Below are 16294 nucleotides of genomic sequence, written 5' to 3' on the forward strand. Positions count from 1 at the left end.
CCACGACAGATGGCCCAGGACAGATGGGCCACGACAGATGGGCCACGACAAGGCAGCAGGGCGCCACCCGGCGACCGGCCTCGGGGTGAACGGCCGTCGCCGGGTGACGACGCGCGCCCTACTGGTGGGCGGCCAGCGCCCGCGTGCCCGGGCTACAGGATTCGAGCAGCGGGGTGAGCTCCGCCTCGGGCAGCTTCCGCGCCGCGCCGGGCCGTCCGCCGTCGAGGTGGGCGATGGACGCGTCCAGCCAGGTGCGGTGCGGTTCCACCCCGATGAACTCGGCGAGCCGGATCAGTTCCTTCTCCGGCTCCTCCAGCAGGCTCTCGTACGACAGCGCGGTGCGCTGCTCCGCCGGGACGTCGTCCAGCTTCCGCAGACCGTCGACGATCGTCTCGGACCACAGGGTGCCGAACGCGCTGAGCGGGATGGGACGCTCCATCACCAGCTCCGGGTCGTACCGGTCGCTCAACAGCGGTGCCAGGTCGGGCGGGAGCTGGGCCGCGTGCTGCGGCGTCAGCTGCTGCGGGGTCTCCAGACCGAGGTGCATGGCCATCTCCCACAGCATCGGGATCATCCGGAAGCTGAAGTGGCGGCTCATGGAGACGGCGCAGTCGGGGCCCTCGCGGTAGAGGTGCACAAAGCGCGCCTCGGGAAAGGCGCGGTGCATCTCCGGCACGCGGCCGATGGACAGGCCGGTGCGCTCGACGACGGCACCGGGGTTGCCGAACCGTGCGCCGAGGGAGACGAAAAGGGCCGTCCAGTGATCTGCCGGACGGCGGGTGGGCCAGGAGGTGACCTCGGACTCCAACTCGTCGAAGAGCGCGTCGGGATCGTCGGTCAGATGGGGCAGCACCATGACGCTGATGGCCGGTACACCGGTGGTCTCCGCGTCGAACCGCCGCTTGGGCATCCGGTGGTAGAGGAACTCGGGCGGAGTGGCGCCATTTTTGATCATGCTATTGGTGACCACATTGGGCCGGGACAGATATCCCCAGAACTCCGGGCCGCTCAGCGGAGCCTCGTCCAGCATCTCCGCATCGGGAATGCTGGCGAACAATTCATTGATGCTGAGAACATCCGGATGAATATTGATGACCTGAGACAGGGCCGTCGAACCGCACCGGCCGGTGCCGACGACAAATGTCAACTTCTGGTTGACCACGCGCACTTCCTCCCGTTTTCTCGGACAACTAGTCGCTTCCCTAGTAGCCGTTCCCATAGTGGCCCATGACACAGCGCAGCCCATTCGGCGGCCGCGGCGATGCTAATGGACGCCCGGGGCGACGATGGCTACGACCATGGAACAGGGGAAACACACACAAGGGGACGCGAGGGGGCGAACTCGAGGTTCAGTAGTTTCCGACACTTTTGCGCAACTTTCACATCCGACAGGGGTGTTACCCCCAGCAACCCCCCAACCACCAGCAGCGAAGCGCGATCTGAGAGTCGACGCGCGGCTTCACAACTCGGTTACGGGGGCGAAACCGTAATCGAACAGTTTCTCCCGTGACGAGACGGTCATCTTTTCCTACCAACAGCACTGCTAGAGTGCGCATCCGCCCCATACCCCTGATCCCGGGCTGGCATGCCCAACCCGGCCGGGAGGGGCGGAAGAAGAGGCGACATGACACAGAGCAGCCATACCGCCGCACAGGGTGTCAACAGCGGAAGGGATCTGGGGCACAACAGCGGGGCGGCATTTTCGACTCGGGGGACGATGCATTACCAGGTGCGCCATGCACGGTGATTCGCTTTCAAGACCCCTGCGCATACGTTAAATCGGGGAAGGTGTTTCGTACGTGTTGGTGGAGCGCGATCAGGAGATGGCCCGGCTCAATCGGCTCCTCTTCGAGGGCGCCCGCGAGGGAAGCCGGCTCGCCGTGATCAGCGGCGCCGTTACGTCGGGAAAGACCGCACTGCTGCACACCGTGGCGGACACGGCGGGTGGACGCGGCGTCCGGGTGCTGCCCGCGGTCGCCTCCGCCTCGGAGCAGAAGTTCCCCTATGCCGTGCTCGAGCAGCTCTACCAGGGCGTGCCGGCCCGTCTGCGGCCCTCGCGGCCGCGGCCCGGCCTCGATGCGCTCCGGAACCCGCACGGCCCGGTCGAGGCCGAACTCCCGCTGCTCCAGGACTTCCACCGCACGCTCGACGAGCTGACCGGGGACGCCCCCCTGCTGATCGCCATCGACGACGTCCAGTTCGCCGACCTTCCGTCGCTGCGCTGCCTGGCGTACGGCATCCGCCGCTGCCGCTCGGAGGCGCTGTCCGTCGTGGTCAGCCGCGGGTCGCTGACCGGCCCCGCCGCCACGGCCCTGGACGAGCTGCTGCACGAGCCGAAGGTGTGCCATGTCCGGCTCGCCCCGCTCACCGTCGAGGGCGTCTCCACGCTGCTGACCCAGGAGTTGGGCACCGCGGAGGCCGGGCGCCACGCCGCCGCGTACCACGAGATGACCGGCGGCAATCTGCTGCTGCTGCGCGGCCTCCTGGACGACCGGTTCTCCCGCCTCACCCGCGGCCCCCTCGACCCCGCGCCCGGAACGGACGCCCCGGTGGCCGGGGAGCTGTTCCGGCAGGCGGCGCTGTCCTGCGTGTACCGCGGCGGCCCGGCCCACCGCCGGGTGGCCCACGGGGTCGCGCTGCTGGGTGACGCCACGTCCGTTCCCCTGCTGAGCAGGCTGATCGAGGTCGAGGAGCGGCTGGTCCGGCAGTCCGTCGGGCTGCTCACCGAGGTGGGCATCCTGCACGGCGGGCGGTTCCGCAGCGACTCGGTGCGCACCGTACTGCTGGACGATCTGGAGCTGCACGAGCTCGGCCCGCTGCACCTGCGGGCCGCCCGGCTGCTGTACGAGGAGGGCGCCGACCCCATCGACGTGGCCCGCCATCTGCTCAGCCACGAGGCGCCCGGGCCGGTCGAGGAGTGGATCTCGCAGGCGCTGTGCGACGCGGCCGTGCACGCCATCGCCGCGGACCGCAGAGAACTCGCCATGAACTGCCTGCAGATGGCCGACCGGTACAGCACCGACGAGCGCGAGGCGCTGCAGCTCCAGGCGGCCATGGTGCAGGCCATGTGGCCGTTCAACCCGCTGTCCCAGATGCGGCGGCTGCAGGCGCTGGCCGGTCCGGCCGGCAGCGGGCTGCTGCCCGCGCCGCAGACCATCCCGGTCGTCATCGGGCTGCTGGGGCTGGGGCGGATGGGCGAGGCCGCCGCCGCGCTGGAGCAGGTCAGCCGGGCCGCCGACGAGCACCCGGGCACCGATCTTGACACCGCGCTGCGCGCCATCCGGCTCGCGCTGTCCTCCACCTACCCCGACCACCCCGAACTGCGGCCCTTCCTGGACCAGGAGGAGTCCGACGGCCCTTGGGACATCGGCCCGCTGTCGCCTGACCAGTCCCCGGAGTCGCCCCAGCTCACCGCGTTCCGGGCGCTGCGGACCGTACTGAGCCGCGGTGTCGACGAGCGCGCCGTGCGGGCCGCGGAGCGGGTGCTGGAGACCGTCCGGCTCTCCGACCGGACGATGCTGACGGTGCATGCCGCGCTGCAGACGCTGGTGTACGCGGACCGCCACGCCACCGCCACCAGTTGGTGCGACCGGCTGATCGAGGAGACCTCGGAGCGGGGCGCCAAGGCGCTGCTGGCCTACTTCTGTGTGCTGCGGGCCCAGATCGCGCTGCGCGTCGGACGGTTGCGGGACACGGTCCGGTACGCGGAGCGGGCGCTGGAGGAGCTTCCGGCGCGCGGCTGGGGGGTCACCGTCGGCATGCCGCTCGGGATGCTGATCAACGCGCACACCGCGATGGGCAACCACGACGCGGCGGCCGAACTGCTCGCCCGCCCGGTGCCGGAGGAGATGTACCGGAACCGCTTCGGGCTGCACTACCTCTACGCACGGGCCCGCCATCAGCTGGCCACCGGCCGGCAGCACGCGGCCCTCACCGACTTCCGCGCCTGTGGCGAGAAGATGGCCGCCTGGGGCCTGGACTCGCCCGCCACCCTGACCTGGCGGCTCGGTGCCGCCGAGACCTGGCTGACCCTGGGCGGCCAGGAGCGGGCGGCGCGGCTGGCGGAGGAGCAGTTGGAGCTGGCCGGGGAGTCCTCGTCCCGCACCCGGGGCGCCGCGCTGCGGGTCCTGGCCGCCACCCGGCCGCTGAACGAGCGGATCGCGCTGCTGCAGCAGGCGGTGGGGGTGCTTCAGGCGAGCGGCGGCTGGTACGAGATGGCGCGGGCGCTGGCGGATCTGGCGGAGGCGCACAAGCTGCTCGGCGATCTGGACACCAGCCGGCTGATGACCCGCCGGGCCCTGCGGCTCGCGGACAGCTGCGGCGCCGAGGAGTTGTCCCGTTCGCTGCAGCGCACTCCGGCCCGTTCGGCCCTGTCGGAAGCGACCCGTACGGGCGAGGATACTGCCGCCTTTTCCGAACTCTCCGATGCCGAGAGCCGGGTCGCAGCACTAGCAGCTTCCGGCTACACCAACCGGGAGATCGCCGCTAAGCTCTACATCACGATCTCCACGGTGGAACAACACTTGACCCGTGTCTACCGGAAGATCAACATCAGCCAGCGCCGAGAACTGCCCGCGAGCCTGGATTTCGATGTCGCTTACACCGCCTGATATCCCCGCGATGCCACTCGGCCCCAAGAGGTTGATGCCATGACGTGCGCTACCGCGTCCGCCACGACCATGCTCGTGCCGGATTTCCCCTTTTCCTATGACAGGTGGCTGTCCCACGCCGCGGGTTTGGGCGCCCTGCCTGCTGCGATGCACGGGACCGAAGTCGCCGTCATCGGCGGCGGAATGTCCGGACTGACCGCGGCCTATGAGCTTCTACGACTAGGGCTTTCCCCAGTCCTTTATGAAGCGGAGCAACTGGGCGGCCGGATGCGGTCCACGCCCTTCCCCGGGAATCCGGAATACAAGGCGGAGATGGGCGCCATGCGCTTTCCCGTCTCCGCGCGATCGCTGTTCCATTACATCGATCTGCTGGGCCTGTCCACTCGTCCTTTCCCTAATCCTTTGGCGCCGGCCACCGCGAGCACGCTGATCGACCTGAACGGCGGTCAGGACCGGGTGCGCACCGCGGCCGAGCTTCCAGGGGTCTACCAGGAGGTCGCCGACGCGTGGGACAAGGCGCTCCAGGAGCGCGCCGACCTGGCCACGCTGCGGGATGCCATCCAGCAGCGGGACGTCACCACGCTGAAGACCATATGGAACTCGCTGGTCAAGGAGTTCGACGACCAGTCCTTCTACGGCTTCCTCGCCACCTCTTCCACCTTCCAGTCGTTCCGCCACCGGGAGATCTTCGGCCAGGTGGGCTTCGGCACCGGCGGCTGGGACACCGACTTCCCCAACTCGGTGCTGGAGATCCTGCGCGTCGTGGTCACCGAGGCCGACGACAACCAGGTGGGCATAGTCGGCGGCTCCTCCCAGGTGCCGAACGGGCTGTGGGAGCACCAGCCCGAGACGCTCGCCCACTGGCCGCGGGGCACCTCGCTGGCCTCGCTGCACGGCGGCCGGCCCCGCCCCGCGGTCACCCGGCTGCGGCGGACCGCCGACGGCGTCCGGGTGACGGACGAGAGCGGCGAGGAGCGCGAGTTCCCCGCGGTGGTCTACAGCCCGCATCTGTGGACACTGCTGAACCGGGTCGACTGCGATCCGTCGCTGCTGTCCACTCCGCTGTGGACGGCGGTGGAGCGCACCCACTACATGGGCGCGTCCAAGCTGTTCGTCCTGGTCGACCGGCCGTTCTGGCGGGACACCGACCCGGCGACCGGCCACGACGCGATGAGCATGACGCTCACCGACCGGATGCCGCGCGGGGTCTATCTGTTCGACGACGGGCCCGACCGGCCCGGGGTCATGTGCCTGTCGTACACCTGGAACGACGACTCGCTGAAGGTCGCCACGCTCTCGGCCGAGGAGCGGCTGGAGACGCTGCTCAGCAAGCTGGCCGCGATCTATCCGGATGTGGACATCCGGTCGCACATCATCGCGGGGCCGCTCACCGTCACCTGGGAGACCGAGCCCCGTTTCATGGGGGCCTTCAAGAACAATCTGCCCGGCCACTACCGCTATCAGCGGCGGCTGTTCACCCAGTTCATGCAGGACGGGCTGGATCCGGCGCAGCAGGGCTTCTTCCTGTGCGGGGACGACGTCTCCTGGACGGCCGGGTTCGCCGAGGGAGCGGTGACCACGGCGCTGAACGCGGTGTGGGGAGTCCTCCGCCACCTCGGCGGCACCACGCATCCGGACAATCCGGGCCCCGGCGATCTCTTCGACACCTTCGCGCCGCTGGAGCTTCCGTACGACTGACGGCCACGGCCGTACGCATACAGCCCACAACGGCCGTACGCATGCAGCACACAGGGGGAGCCGACGCGCGCCGTCGGCTCCCCCTGTCATGTCTCAGCCCTGGGCGATCTGCTCGAGCCGGCGCTTGTCAGGCTTGCCGTTGCGGTTGAGCGGGAAGCTCTCCAGCACCTCGACCCGGTTGGGCTGTTCGTAGAGCGGGAGCACCTGGCACAGCCGCTCCCGCCAGTGCTTGGCGTCCCGCAGCTCGTCGTCCTCCACGAAGAAGACGAGCTGGGTGTCGCCGGCCCGGCGCTCGTCGGGGAGCGGCACGATCCGAGTGGAGATCTCGGCGAGGGCGGCCTTCCGCTCGATCAGCTCGGGGTGGAGCGTGTAGCCGGAGCGGTGCACCGCGAACTTCCGCCCCAGGACGAACAGGTTGTCGTTGGCGTCGAGGTAGCCGAGGTCGCCGGTGGTCTGCCAGCCGGTGGGCACGGCGTCGATGGTGCCGTCCTCGGCGAGATGGCCCTCGAGCGCGTCCGGGGTGTCGACCTCGATCTCACCGGCCTCGCCGGGGGCGGCCGGGTGGCCGTCCTCGTCGATGACGCGCAGCTTGATGCCCTCCATGGCCCGGCCGCAGGAGACCGGGTTCTCCAGGGTGGCGAAGGCTATGTTGCCCAGCTCGGTGCTGCCGTAGCTGTCCAGCAACGGCAGGCCGAACTCGGCCACATAGCGCTCGGAGAGCGCGCCGTCGAGCGGCGCGGCGCCCGAGCAGAACATCCGGACGCCTTCCAACTGCGCCCGCAGCGACGGCTTCCGGCCGACCAGGTTGAGCATGGTGCGGTAGCTCGACGGAGTGGCGTCGATCACCGTGGCGCCGGTCCGGCCGGCCATCTGCACGGCCCGGTCCAGGCGCTTGTACGGGGCGATCACCAGCGAGCAGCGGGTGAGCCAGGCGATGAGCACCATGGACAGCCCGTACTGGTGGGCGAAGGGCAGCAGCGGCAGCAGTACGTCGTCCGGCCGGTGCCCGACCTGGGCGGCGTTGCGCTCCAGGTTGGTGAGGAACTTACGGCCGGACTTGACGGCACCCTTGGGCTCGCCGGTGGAGCCGGAGGTCCACATGATCAGGCCGTCGCGCCGGTCGGCCCAGGCGTCGAAGGACAGCTCCCGGGTGGCGAGCGGGCGCCCGGCGGCCGGGGCGATCAGTTCGTAGAGGTTCACCGTACGGATGTCGGCGTGGATCGGAGCGTCGTCGTCCACGAAGGCGATCGCGGCGCCGGTGCGCTGGGCGATCCGCCGGGTCTCGTCCGGGTGCTCCTGCTGGTCGATCAGCACGATGGAGGCTCCCACGTGCATGAGCGCGAACAGCACACTCACATAGGCGGCGGAGTTGCCCGCCTTGAAGATGACGCGGTCGCCGTGGGTCACCCCGTGCTCGCGGATCACATCGGCGACGCGCAGCGCGTCCAGCTCGAAGTCGGCCAGGGTCTGCACCGAGTCGAGCGCGTAGATCTTCGCGGTCATCGAACGTACTCTTTTCCTTTTCGCTCAGGAGTACGGGCAGCCCTGGGCGGGTCCCCCCTAGGCTCCCTGGTCTTCGAAGCCGGTCTCCCACTCGGCATCGACGGGGACGTGCGAGAGCAACTGGTCGTGCACCAGGTTGACGACCTCTCTCCGGCTCGAGTCGAGGTAGTAGCGGGCGCCGGGAAACACCTCGAGGTCGAACCGTCCGCTCGTACGCCGCCGCCAGGCCCGTACGCCGCGCAGCGGGGTCTTGGGGTCGCCCTCACCGGCGAGGGCGACGATCCGGCAGCCGAGCTCCGGAGGCCCCAGGGACATGCCCCAGTGCGCGGTGCGGCCGGATACGAACAGGGTCAGCAGCGCCGTCCCGGTCTCCCGTTCCAGCCGCTCGGCGACGCGGTAGGCGAGGTCGGCGCCGGCCCGGTGGCCGAAGAAGGCGAGCGGGCGGTCCATCCACTCCCCCAGCGCACCGAAGATCCGGTCCGCGAGGCCGGCCGAATCGGTCAGCCGCTCGTCGTCGTCGACGCCCACGTACAGGGGGTACTGGATCGCCAACACCTCGACGGTGGGCAGCAGAAGCTCGGACAGCGAGAGGTAGTACGCGGTGGAGTGGGCGGATTCCGGGAAACAGATCAGCCGGAAACTACTGGGAGTTTCCGTTTGCAATATCCGAATAAGGCCCACATCATCGGGCTTGATCTGGCTCAAGGAGTACATCCCCGCGATTGCACTGAGGGGCCGGGTACGAGTGCGATGGTGGGGCGCGTCGACCACGCTCGTCCGAGATGCTGACTCCGTGAGGCTATGAGCCCTTCTCCGGGGCCACAACCCCTAGTAACCGCTATTCGAGGTACGCGCTATTTGCGGGTACCACGCCATCCCGGCGTGGCCGGGGACACAGCGGGACACAGCAGGCGCCCCCTAAGGCCCCCTCACCCGTGCCACCACCCCCTAATCTGCAGGCAGTTAGGGGTCAGGAGTCAAGCCGTCGTGTTAAACAAGAGGAAAGTAATGTTCTCCTCAAGCCAATTAAATCGGTGCGACGACAGCGATGAACACAACACGCCCTATTGACTTCGCCGTCGTTGTCGACGGCTTGATCAAGAAGTATCCCGGCCGGCCCGTTCCGGCTGTCGACAATCTAAGCTTCACCGTCCGGCACGGCGAGGTCTTCGGCTTCCTCGGGCCCAACGGAGCGGGTAAGACCACCACCATCGGCATCCTGACCACCCGTGTCGCCCCCACCGGCGGGCGTGCCTTCGTGCAGGGCGTCGATGTGGTGCGCAGGCCGGCGGTGGCCCGGCAGTCCTTCGCCATCGTGCCGCAGCGCAACAACCTGGACCGGTCACTGACGATCCGTCAGAACCTGACCTTCCACGCCGGCTACCATGGTCTCTCCCGCTCGGAGCGCAACCGCCTGGCGGACGAGAGCCTGGAGTGGGTCGGCCTCGGCGACCACGCCAAGGCCCGGGCGGACCAGGTCTCCGGCGGTCAGGCACAGCGCGTGATGATCGCGCGGGCGCTGATGCACCGCCCCCGAGTGCTGTTCCTGGACGAGCCGGCCACCGGCCTCGACCCACAGTCACAGATCTTCGTACGCGACCGGGTCGCCGAACTGAAGACCCGTGGCGTCACGGTGGTGATCACCACCCACGACATGGAGGAAGCCTCCAAGCTGTGTGACCGGATCGGCATCGTCGACCACGGCAAGCTGCTCGCCCTGGACACCCCCGAGGCACTGACCAGCCGGATGAGCAACACCGCGCTGACCGTCACGGTGCGCCCGCCGCACAGCGGGATGAACGGCGTGGTCCACATGGTGCAGGGCCTCGGGGTCGCCGAGCGGGTCGAGGTGCTCAGCGCCGAGGACGAGATGGCCGCAGCCATGGGCGGGGCCGGGGCGGTCAACGACGGCACCTTCCGGATGAAGGTCTACAGCAACGCGTCGTCCTCCGTACTTCTGCCCACGGTCATCAAGGCCCTGACCGACACCGGCTGCGAAATCAAGGACCTGAATGTGAGCAAGGCGAGCCTGGAAGACGTCTTTGTCGACCTGACGGGGAAGGAGATGCGATGAGCTCCTCCTCTCGACCCACGTCATCGACGGACGGGACCACGGGTGGCAAGGCCGCGGAGGAGAAGCCCGCGGCCGGCGCCGGGGCACCCGCGCACCAGGGCGGCGCCGCCAGGGGCGGTGAGCACCGGCCCGCCGACCCCAGGACCCCCGCTGCCAGGCCGGACGGGAACGGCACCACCGACCCGCGGACCCCCGAGGCCAAGTCCCCCGAGGACGACGGCTTCGAGGACACCCGGACCGTGCTCGTCCGGTCCAAGCCGTCGGCCCCGCGTCCGGGCGCCGAGATGCAGAAGGCCGCCCCGAACGCGCCGGTCAAGCACGAGGGCAAGGCGCCGGATGTCCGGCAGCCCGACCCCCGGCAGCAGCAGAGCCGGCCGCAGGAGCACCGGCACCACGAGGCCAGGGGCATGGCCGCCCCGCACGGCGGCGGCGACATCGGGGACACCCTGACGCTCGTCATAAAGCCCATACCGGCCCCGTCGGCCTCCCAGGCCGCACAGGACGCGAAGGCGGCGCTGAACGCCATCATCGCGGCGGCGGACGCCCGTTCGCCGCTGGTGGAGCCCGAGCCCGAGCCGCAGCCCGAACTCGAACTCGAACTGCCCGACGCCAAGCGCCGCAGCGGGCGCCACCGGCGCCGCGCCAACCGGTGGCGGACGTTCTTCTTCATACTGTGGCGCGACATCTTCGTCACCGGCCGCGAGATGGGCCCCTTCCTGGGCCAGGTCATCGTGGAACCGTTCTTCATGCTGTTCGTCTTCGGCAAGGTGCTCGGCGAGATCGGCTTCACCCAGCCCGGCTTCCAGCAGGTGCTGCTGCCCGGTGTGGTGGCGCTCAACAGCTTCCTGGTCGCCCTGCAGAACACCGCGCTGCCGCTGGCCATCGACTTCTCCTGGACCAAGGAGATCGAGGACCGATTGCTCGCACCCATCCCGGTCTCCCTGGTGGCGGTGGAGAAGGCGATCTTCGGCGCGATGCGCGGTCTGATCGGCTCCCTGGTCATGATCCCGATCGGTCTGGCGCTACTGGACGACGTCTCCTGGCCACTGGAGAAGATGCCGGTGACGCTGGGCATCCTGAGCCTCGGCGGACTGGTCGGCGGCTGCGTCGGCCTCACCCTGGGCACCCTGGCGCCCGCGCGTCATATCTCCATCGTCTTCGCCATGACGCTCACCCCGATCATGTTCACCGGGGCCACTCAGTTCCCGTGGCGGAGCCTGGAGGGTGTCCGCTGGTTCCAGATCCTGTGCTCCTTCAACCCGCTGACCTACGTCACCGAGGCGATGCGCGGACTGCTGCTGGAACCCGGGCCCAAGGTGCCGGAGTCGATTCCGCTGTGGATCTGCTTCTCCGCCATCGCGGCGGCGATCCTGATCTTCGGGACCATCGGCATCCGGGGCTTCAACCGCAGGGCGCAGGACTGAGCGACAGCAGGACCGAGAGTAAAGGCACCACACCATGACGGCATCCGAGCAGACGAAGACAGCCATCGTGTTCCCCGGTATGGGGCCCTCCGGCTTCTCCGAGGTGGGCAGGTTCCTGACGCTCGACCCGTTCGCCCGCAAGCGGCTCGCCGAGGCCGACGAGGCGCTGGGCTACTCGGTCTTCGACCGGCTCCGCGACTCCGAGGACGACTACTCCGAGGCCACCCAGATCGCCTTCCTGGTGAACTCGATGGCCTCGGCGGACCGCGCGGAGCAGGAGCACGGACTGGTCCCGGACCTGTGCGTGGGCCCCAGCTTCGGGCAGAAGGCGGCCGCGGCGTACGTCAGTTCGCTGCCGTTCCCCGAGGTGGTGCGGCTCACCGCGGAGCTGGCCCGCTGTGAGCACGCGTACTTCGCCGAGGAGCACCAGGACGCGGTCACCCACACCTTCGTCCGCACTCCGCAGGAGAAGCTGACGGAGATTCTCACCGAGCTCGGCGAGCGCGGTGAGTGGTACGACTACTCCGGCTATCTCGACGACGGCTTCTTCATGGTCTCGCTGCGCGAGCAGGAGCTGGAGGGGTTCAAGAAGGCGATCAGCCAGGCCGGCGGCTACTCCATGTACACCATGGTCCCGGCGGTGCACGCACCCGCGTTCGCGGAGCTGCGGCGCCGGGCCGCCGAGGAGATCCTGCCGAAGTACGACATCCTCGACCCGAAGCTGCCCGTGGTCACCGACCAGGACGGCACCATCGTGACCTCGGCCGACGCGCTGCGCACGATGCTGCTGGACACCTTCGACCTGCCGATCCACTGGCCGAAGGTGGTGGACACGCTGAAGGGCGCCGGGGTGTCGAAGATGTACATCACCGGGCCGGACAACCTCTTCCACCGGCTGGACCGCACCAAGTCCAACTTCGAGGTGGTGACGGTGGGTCCGGGCAAGCGCTCGCGCCCCGCCCGTAAGCGCTGATGACGGCGTGACACGCCGCGCGGCCCGGCCCTGATGGGGCCGGGCCGCGCGGCGTGCGGGGCGGCGCGGCGGCGTGCCGGTACGACGACGGCCCCCGGTCCGGGGGCCGATCGCTTCGGTGGCTGGTTGCTGGATTGGTCAGGTGGTGGGGAACTCTCCGCGCCTGACGGCAGAGACAAACGATGACCAGGCGGTCGGCTCGAACATGAGCGCCGGGCCGTGCGGGTCCTTGCTGTCACGGACGGGGACCACGCCGCGCGAGGCGACGAGGTTGGCGGCGACCTCCACGCACTGGCCGCCGTTGTTGCTGTACGAGGACTTGAACCAACGCGGGGACTCGGTCGTCACAGGGTGCCCTTTCGCAACTGGTTGACCACGGCCACGGATTCCGCCTGCGAGCAGGCTTCGGCCTGTAGTTGATGGTAGGCCGTCAACACGGGCAGGACGAACTTGCCGTCTCGTTCGAGATGGCCCCGCTGGGCGGATTCGGCGTACGACATCAGCGAGCGGTCCGCCATCGTGAGGACGGTGACCGGCAGGTCGAACGGGCGGCGAGCCCCCATGGCGAACGGGGCGACCTGGACCACGGTGTTCGGCAGCTCGGCGAACTCGGCCAGCCGTGCCAACTGGGCAGCCATGACGGCCGGTTCGCCGATGGGACGGCGGATACAGCTCTCGTCCAGCACCACGAAGACATGCGGCGGGGACGTCCGGACGAGCGCGGCTTGCCGCTCCGCGACGAGCGTCACCCGCTCGTGCGCCTGCTCGGCCGTGATCGCTCCCCGCTTGAGGGCGCTGTCCGCCAGCACCGCCGCGTAGTCCGGCGTCTGGAGAAGTCCGGGGATGACGCCCACTTCGTACAGCCGGATCTCCGCTGCGCGCCCCTCATAGTCGACGAACTCCGGGAACCCCTCCAGCAGGCTGCCGTGGCGGATCTCGCGGAACTGGCGCTCAAACGTGTCTTCACCCTCGATGCCGAAGGCGCGGTCTGCACTGCGCGAGAAACGGAGGGTTGGAGGTTTCCGACCATTTTCGACGGCCGAAACATGCACACTGGAATATTCCGCACGTGTGGCAAGGTCCTCTTGAGTCCAGCCACGAGCCTCCCGCAGGCTACGTAAACGCGCCCCGTAGGCCGCCTCGGGCGAGGCGCCCGGGTTCAACTCGTTCTTGTTCACAGGTCGTTCCCTAGCCTTCCGTCCTGTGCTGACACGTTGAACGGCTCTCCACTGTAGGCCACTCTGAACCCGCTTGGTAGTGGAATCACTACGGAGAGGAGTGGTCGGTGGCCGACGAGACCACGAACCCGCCAGGCGTGCCACATGCAAGACCCCCGCGACCGTCCGACCGGTCCGGGGGGCGTGACCCTCAACCGCTTGGAGGTTGGTGATCCGGTGACCGCCGACGGACGGGCCGCCCCCGTTCTCTCTCCCGGGTGCCCTCTGTGCGCCACCCCCGGCGACTTCGGGCCCCACCACCCCACCGAGCCACGTTCGGGCCTGTACCCCGCGTGCGTCGCGGCCGGAAAGCCCACCCGCGGCGGCCTCGAACAGGCCGTCCTGATCGTCGCCGGACAGACCCTCACGGGAGCCGAAACCCTCGACCTGGCCACCGCCACACCCGAAGAACTGACCTACCACCTCGGCATGGCGAAACGGAGCCTGCGCAGCCTGCTCCAACTCCTCGCCCCCGTAGCGGGAGAGGAGGACCGCTGATGGCCGGCAACCGGCCTGACCGGGACGAACTGCCGAAGATGACGATGCGCGTCTACACCATGGCGCACAACGGGATCGTCACCACCCGACGCGCGATCGTGGCCGTCCTCGACGGGCAGAAGGGCGACGCCTACTCGCTGGGGCAAGCGTGGCCGCCATGCCAGTGCCCCCGCCATCGCGACCACAACAACCCCGACCGATTCAAGCGGCCCTGAGACTGCCGTCCGCCCCGTGCCCCCGATCTCGTGCGCGGTCCGGGGGTGAACGGTCCCGGCTCCGGACGTTCCGCGCGTTCTGTGGCAGATGACCGGGGCCACAGCTCCACAGGCCGCCCCGGCCCCTTTCGCCATAGACCAACCATGGCGAAAGGGGCCGGACCACGTTGTGAACACCGTCCGTCAGTCAAGCCTCGATCCACCGGTCGACAGTGGGTCCAGCAGCCGGACATGACCACCCGCTGCCGGCGTCGCTCAAAAGCCGGTGAGCCTCGTCGTCATCCGGCGTCCCAGCTCGCGGGCCGCCCGATCCGGCAGGCGCTGGACCAGGCGGGCGAACAGCGCGTTGCGGCGGCCGTCGACCACCGACGCCTTGCGCGAGCCCAGGGCGCGGAAAGCGGTGGTGACGACTTGCTCCGGCTTCCGCAGTCCGCCAATTTTCGCCATTGCGGGCAGGATGTCCTCGGACTTCTGCCCTGTGACGGTCACTCCTGGGGAGACCGCCAGCACCCGGACGCCCGCGTCGGCGACCTCGGCACCGACCGCCAGTGTGAATGACTGCGCCATCGCCTTGCTCCCGGCGTAGGCGGCCAGGTACGGCGTGGGCAGGAACGCGGAAGCACTCGTGACGTTCACGATCGTTCCACGGCCACGTGAGACCATGCCCGGCAGGAAGCGGATCGTGCTTTCCACCAGGGCTTGCCCGTTCAGGTTCACCATCGCTGCGACGCCCGCCGGATCGGCTTTCGCCGCTGCCCCGCCGACCCCGCCGCCCGCGTTGTTGACGAGGAAACCGACCTCTATCCCGTGCTCGACGGTCCACTCGAACATTGCCCGCGGCGCCCCGGGCTCGGACAGGTCCAGCTTCTCCGTCAGCACGCGCACTCCGTGTGCGGAGCGCAGAGACGAGGCGAGCGCCTCCAGTTTGTCGCCTGATCGGGCCACGAGGACGAGGTCCGCACCGCGCTGGGCGAGCCTGGCGGCGAACTCGGCGCCTATGCCGCCCGACGCCCCCGTGATCAGCGCCGTGGTACCGGACAGACGAGACAGGTCCTGCATGATTCTCCTCGGACTGGAGGCCGATAGACTTGGTTAACTCACGCAACCACGTAAGTGGACGGCACCGTCCACCTGACCGGCAAGTGAGAAACATGCCTGCCGAGATCTCTCACAACACAGACGATCCCGCCTCCGCACCGCCCCTGGGAACGGCCATCGACAGGCTTCCCGCGGACCTGCGCCCCGACGCCCGCCGCAACCGCGAACGCGTCCTGAAAGCCGCACGCGAGGTCTTCGCGGCCCAGGGCATCGACGCACCCATGAGCACGGTGGCCCGCCGGGCCGGCGTCGGCGTCGCCACCCTCTACCGCCGTTTCCCCACCCGCTCCGCACTCCTCGCCGCCGCCTTCGACGACCAGCTCGCCGAGTGCGCAACCGTCTTCGAAGAGGCACTGGCCGACCCCAACCCCGGACACGGCCTCTACACCCTCCTGGAAACGGTGTGCACCACGCTGGTGACCGACCGGGGCTTCGACACCGTGTTCATGACCGGCTTCCCTGAGGCACTGGACTACGGCCGCGAACGGGCCTGCGCCGAGGCGGGCCTGAACCACCTGGTCCAACGCGCCCTCGACGCCGGGCAGCTCCGCAAGGATTTCGACACCGCCGACATCCCCCTGCTCCTCCTGGCGGTGAGCGGCCTGGCCAGCCAACCCCCCGAAACCGCGCTGCCCGCCGCCCGCCGCCTCCTCACCTATCTCTTCCAGTCTTTCCAGGCCCATCCCCCGTCCCGCCCCGGCCCGCTCCCACCGGCCCCACGAATGGACCTGACCGGACCGCACCGGACGGACGGGGTCTGACAGCGGCACCCACCCACGATCTGCACCCCGACCACCCGGCCGGTCATCGCGGCCGTCCGGTTGCGGCAGGGCAAGCCGACCGACTCCCGCCGAGCCGAACGGTTCGTCACCGAGGCCCTGGCCACCGCCGGCGTGGTCGCCGCCTGCCGCCGCGCCGGAGCCCCACTTCTCGATGCGGATACGCCCTGCCCACACCCGGCTGCGAAACCGACCGGTGGGTCGA

Annotated in this window: 14 protein-coding genes; 8 read left to right on the forward strand and 6 right to left on the reverse strand. The window is 69.2% G+C overall.

Features of this window, described 5'->3' with window-relative positions; all coding sequences use genetic code 11:
* Positions 1-118: 118 nt before the first annotated feature.
* Complete coding sequence (locus CGL27_RS18365) at positions 119-1219, reverse strand: sulfotransferase (protein WP_240450545.1); 1101 nt, start codon at positions 1217-1219, stop codon at positions 119-121.
* Positions 1220-1799: 580 nt separating this feature from the next.
* Between CGL27_RS18365 and CGL27_RS18370 the strand changes: the two genes are divergently transcribed.
* Both CGL27_RS18370 and CGL27_RS18375 read left to right on the forward strand, forming a co-directional pair.
* Positions 1800-4610 carry a LuxR family transcriptional regulator gene (locus CGL27_RS18370; protein WP_162953020.1) on the forward strand — a complete coding sequence of 937 codons (2811 nt, stop codon included), beginning with the start codon at positions 1800-1802 and terminating at the stop codon, positions 4608-4610.
* A 39-nt stretch (positions 4611-4649) separates the two neighbouring features.
* Complete coding sequence (locus CGL27_RS18375) at positions 4650-6308, forward strand: NAD(P)/FAD-dependent oxidoreductase (protein ID WP_119988510.1); 1659 nt, start codon at positions 4650-4652, stop codon at positions 6306-6308.
* Between the two features lie 93 nt (positions 6309-6401).
* Here the strand turns inward: CGL27_RS18375 and CGL27_RS18380 are convergent, their stop codons facing one another.
* Together CGL27_RS18380 and CGL27_RS18385 are read right to left on the reverse strand one after the other, a co-directional pair.
* Positions 6402-7811 carry a class I adenylate-forming enzyme family protein gene (locus CGL27_RS18380; protein ID WP_119988513.1) on the reverse strand — a complete coding sequence of 470 codons (1410 nt, stop codon included), beginning with the start codon at positions 7809-7811 and terminating at the stop codon, positions 6402-6404.
* 57 nt (positions 7812-7868) lie between these two features.
* Complete coding sequence (locus CGL27_RS18385; protein ID WP_078641487.1) at positions 7869-8525, reverse strand: thioesterase domain-containing protein; 657 nt, start codon at positions 8523-8525, stop codon at positions 7869-7871.
* A 334-nt stretch (positions 8526-8859) separates the two neighbouring features.
* Between CGL27_RS18385 and CGL27_RS18390 the strand changes: the two genes are divergently transcribed.
* Genes CGL27_RS18390 through CGL27_RS18400 form a run of 3 tightly spaced genes read left to right on the forward strand, consistent with a single transcriptional unit; the run spans position 8860 to position 12282 of the window.
* The gene (locus CGL27_RS18390) at positions 8860-9885 is read left to right on the forward strand and encodes an ATP-binding cassette domain-containing protein (protein ID WP_119988516.1); all 1026 of its coding nucleotides are present in this window, start codon (positions 8860-8862) and stop codon (positions 9883-9885) included.
* Entirely contained in the window at positions 9882-11309 is a 1428-nt protein-coding gene (locus tag CGL27_RS52075; protein WP_240450546.1) for an ABC transporter permease, read from the forward strand. The genes CGL27_RS18390 and CGL27_RS52075 overlap by 4 nt, the downstream gene beginning before the upstream one ends.
* Positions 11310-11343: 34 nt before the next feature.
* Positions 11344-12282 carry an ACP S-malonyltransferase gene (locus tag CGL27_RS18400; protein ID WP_078641489.1) on the forward strand — a complete coding sequence of 313 codons (939 nt, stop codon included), beginning with the start codon at positions 11344-11346 and terminating at the stop codon, positions 12280-12282.
* A 138-nt stretch (positions 12283-12420) separates the two neighbouring features.
* Here the strand turns inward: CGL27_RS18400 and CGL27_RS18405 are convergent, their stop codons facing one another.
* Positions 12421-12630 carry a DUF397 domain-containing protein gene (locus CGL27_RS18405; RefSeq protein ID WP_119988518.1) on the reverse strand — a complete coding sequence of 70 codons (210 nt, stop codon included), beginning with the start codon at positions 12628-12630 and terminating at the stop codon, positions 12421-12423.
* Positions 12627-13460 (reverse strand): helix-turn-helix transcriptional regulator, encoded by an 834-nt coding sequence (locus CGL27_RS18410; RefSeq protein ID WP_119988521.1) that lies wholly within the window; start codon positions 13458-13460, stop codon positions 12627-12629. Before CGL27_RS18410 ends, CGL27_RS18405 begins: the two co-directional genes overlap by 4 nt.
* A 198-nt stretch (positions 13461-13658) precedes the next feature.
* Here CGL27_RS18410 and CGL27_RS18415 point away from each other — a divergent pair, with 198 nt between their 5' ends.
* Together CGL27_RS18415 and CGL27_RS18420 are read left to right on the forward strand one after the other, a co-directional pair.
* Positions 13659-13997, forward strand: coding sequence for a hypothetical protein (locus CGL27_RS18415; RefSeq protein ID WP_162952799.1), 339 nt, complete (start codon positions 13659-13661; stop codon positions 13995-13997).
* On the forward strand, positions 13997-14212 hold the full coding sequence (locus CGL27_RS18420) for a hypothetical protein (protein ID WP_119988528.1): 216 nt from the start codon (positions 13997-13999) through the stop codon (positions 14210-14212). The genes CGL27_RS18415 and CGL27_RS18420 overlap by 1 nt, the downstream gene beginning before the upstream one ends.
* A gap of 255 nt (positions 14213-14467) precedes the next feature.
* Here the strand turns inward: CGL27_RS18420 and CGL27_RS18425 are convergent, their stop codons facing one another.
* Positions 14468-15271 (reverse strand): SDR family NAD(P)-dependent oxidoreductase, encoded by an 804-nt coding sequence (locus CGL27_RS18425; protein WP_119988530.1) that lies wholly within the window; start codon positions 15269-15271, stop codon positions 14468-14470.
* Positions 15272-15363: 92 nt separating this feature from the next.
* Here CGL27_RS18425 and CGL27_RS18430 point away from each other — a divergent pair, with 92 nt between their 5' ends.
* Positions 15364-16071 carry a TetR/AcrR family transcriptional regulator gene (locus CGL27_RS18430; RefSeq protein ID WP_119988533.1) on the forward strand — a complete coding sequence of 236 codons (708 nt, stop codon included), beginning with the start codon at positions 15364-15366 and terminating at the stop codon, positions 16069-16071.
* Positions 16072-16294: the final 223 nt, after the last annotated feature.

The sequence above is a fragment of the Streptomyces sp. 11-1-2 genome (assembly GCF_003595545.1).
GTDB classification, from domain to species: domain Bacteria; phylum Actinomycetota; class Actinomycetes; order Streptomycetales; family Streptomycetaceae; genus Streptomyces; species Streptomyces hygroscopicus_B.

Coding starts and splice junctions, on each gene's coding strand:
- CGL27_RS18365 (WP_240450545.1), bottom strand. CDS start 1,219: ATGGGAACGGCTACTAGGGAAGCGACTAGTTGTCCGAGAAAACGGGAG.
- CGL27_RS18375 (WP_119988510.1), top strand. CDS start 4,650: ATGACGTGCGCTACCGCGTCCGCCACGACCATGCTCGTGCCGGATTTC.
- CGL27_RS18380 (WP_119988513.1), bottom strand. CDS start 7,811: ATGACCGCGAAGATCTACGCGCTCGACTCGGTGCAGACCCTGGCCGAC.
- CGL27_RS18385 (WP_078641487.1), bottom strand. CDS start 8,525: ATGTACTCCTTGAGCCAGATCAAGCCCGATGATGTGGGCCTTATTCGG.
- CGL27_RS18390 (WP_119988516.1), top strand. CDS start 8,860: ATGAACACAACACGCCCTATTGACTTCGCCGTCGTTGTCGACGGCTTG.
- CGL27_RS52075 (WP_240450546.1), top strand. CDS start 9,882: ATGAGCTCCTCCTCTCGACCCACGTCATCGACGGACGGGACCACGGGT.
- CGL27_RS18400 (WP_078641489.1), top strand. CDS start 11,344: ATGACGGCATCCGAGCAGACGAAGACAGCCATCGTGTTCCCCGGTATG.
- CGL27_RS18420 (WP_119988528.1), top strand. CDS start 13,997: ATGGCCGGCAACCGGCCTGACCGGGACGAACTGCCGAAGATGACGATG.
- CGL27_RS18425 (WP_119988530.1), bottom strand. CDS start 15,271: ATGCAGGACCTGTCTCGTCTGTCCGGTACCACGGCGCTGATCACGGGG.
- CGL27_RS18430 (WP_119988533.1), top strand. CDS start 15,364: ATGCCTGCCGAGATCTCTCACAACACAGACGATCCCGCCTCCGCACCG.